The sequence below is a fragment of the Prevotella micans F0438 genome (assembly GCF_000243035.1).
Lineage (GTDB): Bacteria > Bacteroidota > Bacteroidia > Bacteroidales > Bacteroidaceae > Prevotella > Prevotella micans.
The window spans coordinates 420122-429689 of record NZ_JH594523.1 but is presented as its reverse complement, the minus strand read 5'-3'; the positions used below and the strand labels follow the sequence as shown (position 1 = coordinate 429689).

Genomic DNA, 9568 nt, shown 5'->3' with positions numbered 1-9568 from the left:
CTCTTATATCGGTTGCCGAGAGGGTACGAAAAACAATAACACCAGAGATGGCTATACCCCTTGTGTTTCCTTAGGTTTGCGTAACTTCCTCGCGCGCGTAAAAATAAGTTAGGTGAGGCTAGATGCCTGTGTGTGTGTGTGTGTGTGTGTGTGTGTGTGTGTGTTAGCACTTTTTTCCGAACCCACCAAATTATCGGACGAAAAAATCACAGAGAAATTGAAATTTCTCTGCGTCGCTGGGGCGATGGAATATGTTGCTATGTAACTCACGGCGGCAAAGGTATATTAATCAATTTGTTTGGGCAAAAAAGAGGTTAAGCCTTTTGATTATTACTCCTAATCGGTCATTAGGAGAGAATACTTCTAATGACCGGTTTGGAGCAGAGCTTATCGCTAGAATTATGACTTAATTATCAAAGTATTTCGGCTTTTCAGATTTAGCATTCTAACGCTTTTTGTGCGAGGGAAAACTCGAAGTTTCATCTCACGAGACACTGGTCGAGCGCCTGGGTTATTGCTTCGCGGTCGAGTCCCTTACCAATAAACACCAGCTTTTGCATCCGGTCGCCGTAAGGTTCTTCCCAATCTTTCTTCACGGTTGGATTCTGTTTCAGAAATTCCTTTAGTTCGAATTGTGGCATGGTGGCATACCATTGACCGGCATTCCGAAGATTCACCTGCTTGCCTGCCTGCTCGAACACGTAGCAAATATCGCGCTCGCTCTGGAAATAGCATAGACCTTTGCAGCGGATGATATTTGCAGGCCATTTGCGAGCTACAAAATCGTCAAAGAAGTTTATATCGAACGCCTGTCTACGATAATAGACAAAGGTTTGAATGTTATATTCCAACGCCTCACCGCTCTCTTCATTTTCAAGATGGTCGTGGTCGTGATGATGATGCTCGTGATGATGATGCTCATGCTCTTCACCTTCGATAGCAGCTATCCAAGCGGCCGACGTTGCAACCTTTTCGAAATCGAACTGTCCGGTATTGAGAATCTTTTCCAAATCAACATCGCCATAGTTGCATTCGATTATTTCGGCTTGCGGTTGCAGCGCGCGAACTATGTCTCTAACCATAGCCAATTCTTCGGACGACACATCGGCTGCTTTGTTGAGCAGAACAATGTTGCAGAACTCAATCTGTTGGATGAGAAGATTCTCTATGTCATCCTCCTCGAGGTCTTTCTTCAAGAGGTCGTTGCCGGCCGAGAACTCATCACACATTCGGCGGGCGTCAACCACAGTTACGATGGAGTCGAGTTTTGCGTAGCCGTTCTTGACCAAATCAGGATACATTTTCGGATAAACATTAATGGTTTGAGCTATAGGTGCGGGTTCACAAATTCCGCTTGCCTCAATAACGATATAGTCAAAACGGTTCTGACCGATGATATCGCTCAATTGCTTAACCAAGTCCATCTTGAGCGTACAACAAATGCAACCGTTCTGAAGTGCAACTAGCGACTCGTCTTTCTGGTCTACCACGCCACCTTTTTCTATTAGATTAGCGTCGATATTCACCTCGCCTATATCATTAACAATGACGGCGAAGCGTATGCCTTTTTTATTTGAAAGAATTCTGTTGAGCAGTGTTGTTTTGCCGCTTCCCAAATAACCCGTAAGCAGCAAAACGGGTGTTTCCTTTTTAACCATATATCTATTGAATATTGTTTGTTGTGATGCAAAATTACGAAATTATATCACCTCACTCCTTTTGCAACCCGGTTGCACGGCGAACCAAATAACTTTGCGGCAATAAACAATCAATACAACTGAACTATGAATAAAAAATTATTGAGAATTATTCTTACCGCCCTGCTGCTACTCGGAGCATGGCTGATTGAGCGTAATTTAGAACTGCCCATGTGGCAATTGCTCCTAGTGTATTCTGTGCCTTATTTGTTGATTGGCTACGACGTGCTGATTGAGGCTGCCGAAGGTATTATGGAGGGCGACCCTTTCGATGAGGATTTCCTAATGAGTTTGGCCACTATAGGTGCTATGCTTATTGGATTCTTGCCTGGCGCCGAATCTGAATTCCTCGAAGCGGTGTTTGTGATGTTGTTCTTTCAGCTGGGCGAGATGTTCGAGGATTATGCTGAGGACAGAAGCCGTGAGTCGATAACAAAGTTGATGGATATCCGACCCGACAACGCCAATGTAGAACGTAAAGGCGAAATTCTAACCGTGCAGCCCGACCAGGTTTCAGTTGGTGAAACAATCATAATCAGACCCGGAGAACGCATTCCGCTCGACGGAATAATCCTCGACGGGTCATCGAGTTTGAATACACTTGCACTAACCGGAGAGAGCACTCCTCGCGATGTTTCCACAGGCGATGAGGTTATCTCGGGATGCGTCAATATCTCCGGATTGCTCAGGGTGATAGCCATCAAGACTTTCGGCGAATCTACTGCCGCAAAAATCATTGACTTGGTCGAAAATGCAGGCGAAAACAAGTCGCGCAGTGAATCGTTCATTCGTCGATTCGCTCGCGTCTACACGCCCATTGTTGTTGTAGCAGCGTTAGTATTGGCCTTTGTTCCGCCACTCTTCTATCCCTCTTATGGCAATGCCTTTGCAACCTGGCTTTATCGCGCCCTCACCTTCCTCGTCGTAAGCTGTCCGTGCGCCCTGGTTATTTCCATTCCGCTCACATTCTTCAGCGGAATCGGCGGAGCCTCGCATCGCGGAATCCTCATCAAAGGTGGAAATTATATGGATGCCCTGGCCAAAACTCGAACAGTGGTATTCGATAAAACCGGAACCCTTACCCACGGTGTATTCAAAGTAAACGCCGTGCATCCCGAACAACTCTCCGAAACCGAACTGTTGCATCTTGCGGCCCACGTTGAGCGACATTCCACCCATCCTGTTGCCGCCGCTCTGCGAGAGGCTTATCCTGCTGAAAAGGACGACTGCAAGATTGAGCAAACAAGCGAGATTGCCGGACAAGGCATACGAGCTACCGTGAATGGAAAAACCGTGTGCGTCGGCAACGAAAAGATGATGCTAGCCATAGGAGCCGAGCCACACACTTGCGAGAAATGCTGCGCTCATCAAGGCACAATCATACACGTGGCTGTCGACGGTCAATATGCCGGGCACATCCTCATTGCCGACGAGCTCAAAGCTGATTCTGCCGACGCCATCGCTCAACTGAAACAACTCGGAGTGAAAAAAACCGTTATGCTAACGGGCGACCGACAAGCATCTGCCAAACAGATTGCCGACGCTCTTGCGATAGACGAATTTCATGCCGAACTGCTACCAACCGATAAGGTTGAACATGTTGAAAAATTATTGCGCAACAATTTGCCCACCGAAAGATTAGCCTTCGTTGGCGACGGTATAAACGACGCACCCGTTCTAGCCCGCGCCGACGTGGGAATTGCCATGGGCGGATTGGGAAGCGACGCCGCTATCGAAGCTGCCGACGTGGTTTTAATGGACGACAAACCTTCGAAAATATCGCAAGCCATTCGCATCTCTCGCCGCACAATCAGCATCGCCCGGCAGAACACCGTATTCGCCATCGGCATAAAAGCTGGCGTACTTGTTCTTGCCACGTTCGGACTGGCCTCAATGGGATTGGCCGTCTTTGCCGACGTTGGCGTTATGCTTCTAGCCGTTCTAAACGCCATGCGAGCCATGCGCGTTTAGCTTCGCGTCTCCCCCCTCTAAATGGGGTTACAATTCCAGAAAAAAATAAGACCTGCACGCATCCATCTCGGAGCATGCAGGCTTTTTTGTTTTCCGTATTCATTTTCTGATGGATTAAAAATGAATTAAATAATTATTCTCTAAATATTTTATTCGATAGCGTTGCAACATTGTTGCAAGGGCAGAACCGTTTGGTTTCTTGTCTGCAACGATGTTGCAGGGCCCGAACTGTTTGGTTTCTCGTTTGCAACGATGTTGCAAGACCCAAACCGTTTGGTTTCTCGTTTGCAACGATGTTGCAAGGCTCAAACCGTTTAGTTTCTCGTTTGCAACAGTGTTGCAAGGCTCAAACTGTTTGGTTTCTCGTTTGCAACGATGTTGCAAGGCCCAAACCGTTTGGTTTCCTGTTTGCAACGATATTGCAAGGCCCAAACTGTTTAGTTTCTCGTTTGCAACAGTGTTGCAAGGCTCAAACCGTTTAGTTTCTCGTTTGCAACGATGTTGCAAGGCCCGAACTGTTTAGTTTCTTGTTTGCAACGATGTTGCAAGACCCAAACCGTTTGGTTTCTTGTTTGCGGAACTCCCGCGAAGCCCAAACCATTTGGTTTTTCAGCTGCGGAACTTCCGCGAGGCTAAAACTATTTGGTTTCCTGTTTGCGGAACTTCCGCGGGGCCCAAACCATTTGGTTTCTCATTTGCGGAACTTCCGCAAGGCCAAAACCATTTGGTTTCTCGCTTGCGGAACTCCCGCAAGGTTGTTTCAATATGTTTTCTTATTCGGGCGAGCGATTTATTGTTCCATTCCACTTCGGGCTTTGCCCGCGCCAACTCGGGCGGAACGCCCGCATGTAGGGACAGACCCCGTGTCTGTCCGCATCCCTACGGTTCGCAGAACCGAATTCATATACAGAAATATGTTTTGCGGTCGGTAGACCGAATTGGAGCGGGTATCGGCGCGGGTATCGGACAGCAAATCACCCCTCGGGGTCTGTCCCTACATGCGGGCCCTTCTGGCCCGAATTGGCATCCGTCCACTTTGCGACCTGTCGGCCGAGGCATGTATTTTGGACAGCGAATCATTCCCTCGGGGTCTATCCCCACGGCGGGCGTTCCGCCCGCATAGGTCACAATGCAAAGCAAAGGGCAGAAAGTGTTTAGCTTAATCGATTATTCGGGTAATTTGTCTAGCAGGGGATGCCGCGCTCGGCCCAATCACCGCGGTCGAGATTGCGATAACTGATGGCCTCGGCTATATGTTCAGAGAGAACTGTGGGACTGCCAACAAGGTCGGCTATCGTACGGGCCACTTTGAGAATGCGATTATAGGCACGTGCCGACAGCTTGAGACGCTCCATGGCATTACGGAGGAGTGCAATGGAATCGGAATCTGGCTCGGCAAAATGATGAATCATTCGTTCACTCATTTGGGCATTGCAGTGCACGTTTTTGTATTCCTCGAAACGCTTGGTTTGCAGAGCGCGGGCGGTGATTACACGTTCGCGGATATTGCGACTGGATTCTCCGGGCGAAGCCTGCGATATGTCGGCAAACGGGAGCGGGGAAATTTCACACTGAATATCGATACGATCGAGCAGTGGCCCGGAAATCTTTGAGAGATAACGGTGAATCTGTCCAGGCGAACAAACGCAATTGTGCGTAGGGTCGCCATAGTATCCACACGGGCAGGGGTTCATGCTGGCCACGAACATAAAACTACAGGGATAGGAAACTGTATATTTCGCCCGCGAGATGGTTATTTGTCGGTCTTCGAGCGGCTGACGCAGCACTTCAAGGGTGTGTTTGTTGAACTCAGGAAGTTCGTCACAGAAAAGCACCCCGTTATGCGCGAGGGTTATTTCGCCCGGCATAGGATTGGCCCCGCCGCCAACGAGGGCCACTTCGGAAATAGTATGGTGCGGACTGCGAAAGGGACGTTGGTTGATAAGACCGCTGTTGCGTTTGAGTTTTCCGGCTATTGAATGAATCTGTGTCGTTTCGAGACTCTCGGAAAGCGAGAGTGGCGGGAGGATGGACGGGAGGCGTTTAGCCATCATGCTTTTTCCACTTCCCGGCGGCCCAATCATGATGATGTTATGACCTCCGGCAGCAGCTATCTCGAGGGCACGCTTCACGTTTTCCTGTCCGCGCACATCGGCAAAGTCGAGGTCGAAATCATATTGGTTTTCATAGAATTCCTTACGAGTATCGATTATGCAAGGTTCGGCGTCGTAGCTTCCATTGAGGAAGTTAATGACCTGTGAAATATTCTCCATCCCGTAGACCTCGAGCGTATCAACCACGGCTGCTTCATGCTCATTGGCTTTCGGAACTATCAGACCTTTAAAATGTTCGGCGCGAGCCTTGATGGCTATTGGCAAAGCACCCTTAACGGGCTGGAGAGAGCCATCAAGACTGAGTTCACCCACAAGCATGTATTTATCGAGCTTGGTTGCGGGTATATCTTCGTTTGCGGCGAGGATAGCGATGGCAAGTGGGAGGTCGAATGCGGAACCTTCTTTTTTGAGATCTGCGGGTGCTAGATTAGCTGTGATGTCGGCGATTGGAAACTTAAATCCGTTGTTCTGGAGAGCGGATGTTATTCGGTCGTGACTTTCTTTCACAGCAACATCGGCCAAGCCGGTGAGATGGAACATCACTCCGCGGGTAAGACTCACTTCAACGGTCACGGTTGTTACTTCCATTCCGTTCACTGCAGCACAATATGTTTTTACAAGCATAGGTGTTTCTTTAGAGGTTGTTTATGCGTTGGCGAATAGTATTGGCTGTAACACGACGCTCGGTAATTTTACCATTCTTCACGACGATGTTATCAGGCATGGTTGTTAGGCCGAGCGTTTGAAGCAGTTTACCGTCGAGCATCTGACCGTCGCACACGTTTTCAAAGATTATATCGTCGGCTTTCAGAAGCCGTCTAACATCCTTCGGACTGGCATCAATGCTTATTCCCAGTACAGTAGCATAACCTTTCCGTGCAGCTTCGTTGAGGGTGCGCTGCATTTCGAGACTATTATAATCCCACGATGCCCACACATTTATTATAACCATGTGATTGCGCCGTAGTTCGTTGCCAGTAATAGTTTTCCCGCCGAGTGTTTTGACGGTGAATTGTGGTAGATTCAAGCCGACGGTTGCATTTTTCATTGTACGAAGCTGGCGTTTCATTCTTTCTAGCTCCCAATTGTCGGGTTGCGCCGTTTGCATTTCCTTAATCAAGTTGAGAGCAAGTTTATAATCTGGCGTTGAGTTGAGTATGAAATATCTGTTTACGATGTAGCGGCTAACAATTGATTCAGGATGGTCTTTCACGAACTGTTCGGCAAACTTGCGCTCTTCGGGTGGTGAAACCGATGCCACCTGTTTTCTGAAATCAGACATTAGTTCGTTGGCTTCAGTGCCCTTCACTTCTATTTCTCTGAGGTGAGACGCATCGGCCTTCACATTCACCTCTTCGCCAGGTTCGGTGAAAATAGGTTGTGTCGAGAAGTTCGGGAAAACAACCACGAGTGTACCTTCTTTTTCACATGGAATCTGGAATGCGAACCGACCGGCCTCAACTTTAATGGTATCTAATCCTTCGATTACGCCGTCGGGGCTGTATAAATAGAGCTCTCCTTGGTTCATGTGCAGCAATCGGCCTTCCATTTTGAAGAATCCATTGCTATTTCTGCAAGAAAAAAACAAGAGGGAGAAAAAGATTAAAGGAAGGATTCGTTTCATCAGAGTTTCGGTTAGGTTAATTGTGCCGCGAGCGGGACTCGAACCCGCACAGCCGTTGTATGGCTAAGGGATTTTAAGTCCCTCGTGTCTACCAATTCCACCATTGCGGCAATGTGCTTGCAAAGATAATTCTTAAAAGCCAACCCTCAAAAGCTTTGTTTAATTAATAAACTTTCAGAATACCATGTACTCCGCTGGTTGATGCGCGATAGCGTATGAGCGGGCGACCACGCTGGCCGGTTATTATGTTACCTCCGGTGTTGAGATTGTATTCCCTACGACAGTTGCTACAGCGCGCTATACCAAGGTTGTCGACTACTAACGGATAGGAGCGCATTGGAATGGTATTGAGCGAAAAACAATTGGGGCATTGCTGGTCGTAGGCAAAGAACTGAGGAGGGTTGTCCAGATTACCAAATCCTACGATAAGCCCGTTATTCTGTCCTACGCGTAGGTTATTTTGCAGGCGCAGGTCGATTCCATTGAATGGTTTTTCCGACACAAGCCCATGGTTGTTGCGGAAAGTGTAATAGTTTCCACCTTTATATATATAGCCTATTGTGCAGAACACACCGGGTGCGAAAACGTCCATGGCCGTGGCAAGCGTGGCGTCGAGGTGTTTGCTATTGTCGAGCACTAGATTGCAATGATAATCGCTGAACTCATAGCCACTATTCTCTCCGCATCCGGCGAGCAATGTAAGGGCGAGCAGAAAAACCGTTATTTTTTTCATTCTTCGTAGGAGATAGCTGCCAGGAGGTCGGCAATTTTCTCGAGGCCGTCTTGCAGCGGTCCCGACACCATTGCGCGTGCAACAAACGGAATATCGGCATCGATGGTGAGACGCATTTTTGAGGCATCATTGCCTACCGGAACAACCTGTATCCACAGCGTGAACGAGACGGGCGACTCTGTGCTTTCGAACTTAATCATTTTAGGTTCCTCACGCTCCACGACACGCATCGAAATACGCCCTATCATATTTGCATTTATGGTTATTGTTTCGCTGTCGAACGACAAATCGTTGAGTTTATCCTCGGGCATATGTTCTTTCACGCGTTCTAGGTTTTTCAGATCGCTCAACATTTTGTAAACGCTACTTTGCGGATAGGCTATCGGTTTAACCTTACTTTCGAACTTGCTCATTCGGCCATTCCTCCCATCCAGTTTGCCGGGTCGCTTCGCCAAGTGTCGAGCTGACGAACATCATCGGCCGAAATATATCCTGTTTTCACGGCTTCGGCCACCACCTGTTCATAATCGGTGAGCGTAACCAATCGCACGCCGGCTTCCTTGAAAGCCTTTTCGGCCACAGCGAATCCGTATGTGTAGGATGCCACCATTCCCACCACTTCATATCCAGCCTCGCGAAGAGCGGCTACGGCTTTTAGCGACGAGCCGCCGGTTGAAATCAAATCTTCCACCACAACCACTCGTGCACCTTTGGGCAATTCGCCTTCGATGAGGTTTTTCATTCCGTGGTCTTTCGGTTTCGGTCTCACATAGGCGTAAGGCATAGCCAATTCATCAGCCACGAGAGCCCCCTGCGCAATTGCTCCGGTGGCGACGCCGGCAACAGCTGTGGCTTGCGGAAATTCCGACAGAACAGCGTGCGAGAGTTCGAGTTTCACGAAGGTTCTGATGTCATAATGTGATAGCGCCTTACGATTGTCGCAATAGAAAGGCGATTTCCATCCGCTGGCCCATGTAAAAGGTTCGTTCACCTGCAATTTTATGGCTTTGATGTTGAGCAATTTCCTGGCGAATATTCTTTTCATATTTTCCATTTTGTGTTTGTTTGAATCCTTTATTATAAATGTTTCCTGAGCGATATAAAACTTCCTATTATATCAGCCGCGCAAAGGTAGTACAAAACTCCATAACTAGTCAGAGCTCATTGCCTATGGCCAATTTGGGTTAATATAACATTACAACCTCTTGTTCCAAATCAAGAAGATAGATTAAGTTTTGCCTAATTAAATTGATTCCTATATCTTTGCCGCCGTGAGTTACATAGCAACATATTCCATCGCCCCCGCGACGCAGAGAAATTTCGATTTCTCTGTGATTTTTTCGTCCAATAATTTGGTGGGTTCGGAAAAAAGTGCTAACACACACACACACACACACACACACACACACACACACACACACACACACAC

The 9568-nt window shown here is 48.0% G+C and carries 7 protein-coding genes and 1 tRNA gene; 1 reads left to right on the top strand and 7 read right to left on the bottom strand.

The window, feature by feature from the left end; all coding sequences use genetic code 11:
- Positions 1 to 479 precede the first annotated feature (479 nt).
- Positions 480 to 1658, bottom strand: coding sequence for a CobW family GTP-binding protein (locus tag HMPREF9140_RS09545; RefSeq protein ID WP_006953632.1), 1179 nt, complete (start codon positions 1656 to 1658; stop codon positions 480 to 482).
- Between the two features lie 126 nt (positions 1659 to 1784).
- Here HMPREF9140_RS09545 and HMPREF9140_RS09540 point away from each other — a divergent pair, with 126 nt between their 5' ends.
- Positions 1785 to 3668: a heavy metal translocating P-type ATPase gene (locus HMPREF9140_RS09540; protein ID WP_006953630.1), complete on the top strand. Its 1884-nt coding sequence runs from the start codon at positions 1785 to 1787 to the stop codon at positions 3666 to 3668.
- 1184 nt (positions 3669 to 4852) lie between these two features.
- Here HMPREF9140_RS09540 and HMPREF9140_RS09530 read toward each other — a convergent pair.
- From HMPREF9140_RS09530 to pyrE, 6 genes are all read right to left on the bottom strand, one after another.
- Positions 4853 to 6406 (bottom strand): YifB family Mg chelatase-like AAA ATPase, encoded by a 1554-nt coding sequence (locus HMPREF9140_RS09530; protein ID WP_006953628.1) that lies wholly within the window; start codon positions 6404 to 6406, stop codon positions 4853 to 4855.
- Positions 6407 to 6416: 10 nt separating this feature from the next.
- Positions 6417 to 7406, bottom strand: a complete 990-nt coding sequence (locus HMPREF9140_RS09525; RefSeq protein WP_006953626.1) for a TlpA disulfide reductase family protein — start codon at positions 7404 to 7406, stop codon at positions 6417 to 6419.
- Positions 7407 to 7429: 23 nt separating this feature from the next.
- A tRNA-Leu gene (locus HMPREF9140_RS09520) sits at positions 7430 to 7516 on the bottom strand.
- Between the two features lie 53 nt (positions 7517 to 7569).
- Complete coding sequence (locus tag HMPREF9140_RS09515; RefSeq protein WP_006953621.1) at positions 7570 to 8139, bottom strand: membrane lipoprotein lipid attachment site-containing protein; 570 nt, start codon at positions 8137 to 8139, stop codon at positions 7570 to 7572.
- Positions 8136 to 8552 carry an SRPBCC family protein gene (locus HMPREF9140_RS09510; protein ID WP_006953619.1) on the bottom strand — a complete coding sequence of 139 codons (417 nt, stop codon included), beginning with the start codon at positions 8550 to 8552 and terminating at the stop codon, positions 8136 to 8138. The genes HMPREF9140_RS09515 and HMPREF9140_RS09510 overlap by 4 nt, the downstream gene beginning before the upstream one ends.
- Positions 8549 to 9193 (bottom strand): orotate phosphoribosyltransferase, encoded by a 645-nt coding sequence (gene pyrE, locus HMPREF9140_RS09505; RefSeq protein WP_018572222.1) that lies wholly within the window; start codon positions 9191 to 9193, stop codon positions 8549 to 8551. Before pyrE ends, HMPREF9140_RS09510 begins: the two co-directional genes overlap by 4 nt.
- Positions 9194 to 9568: the final 375 nt, after the last annotated feature.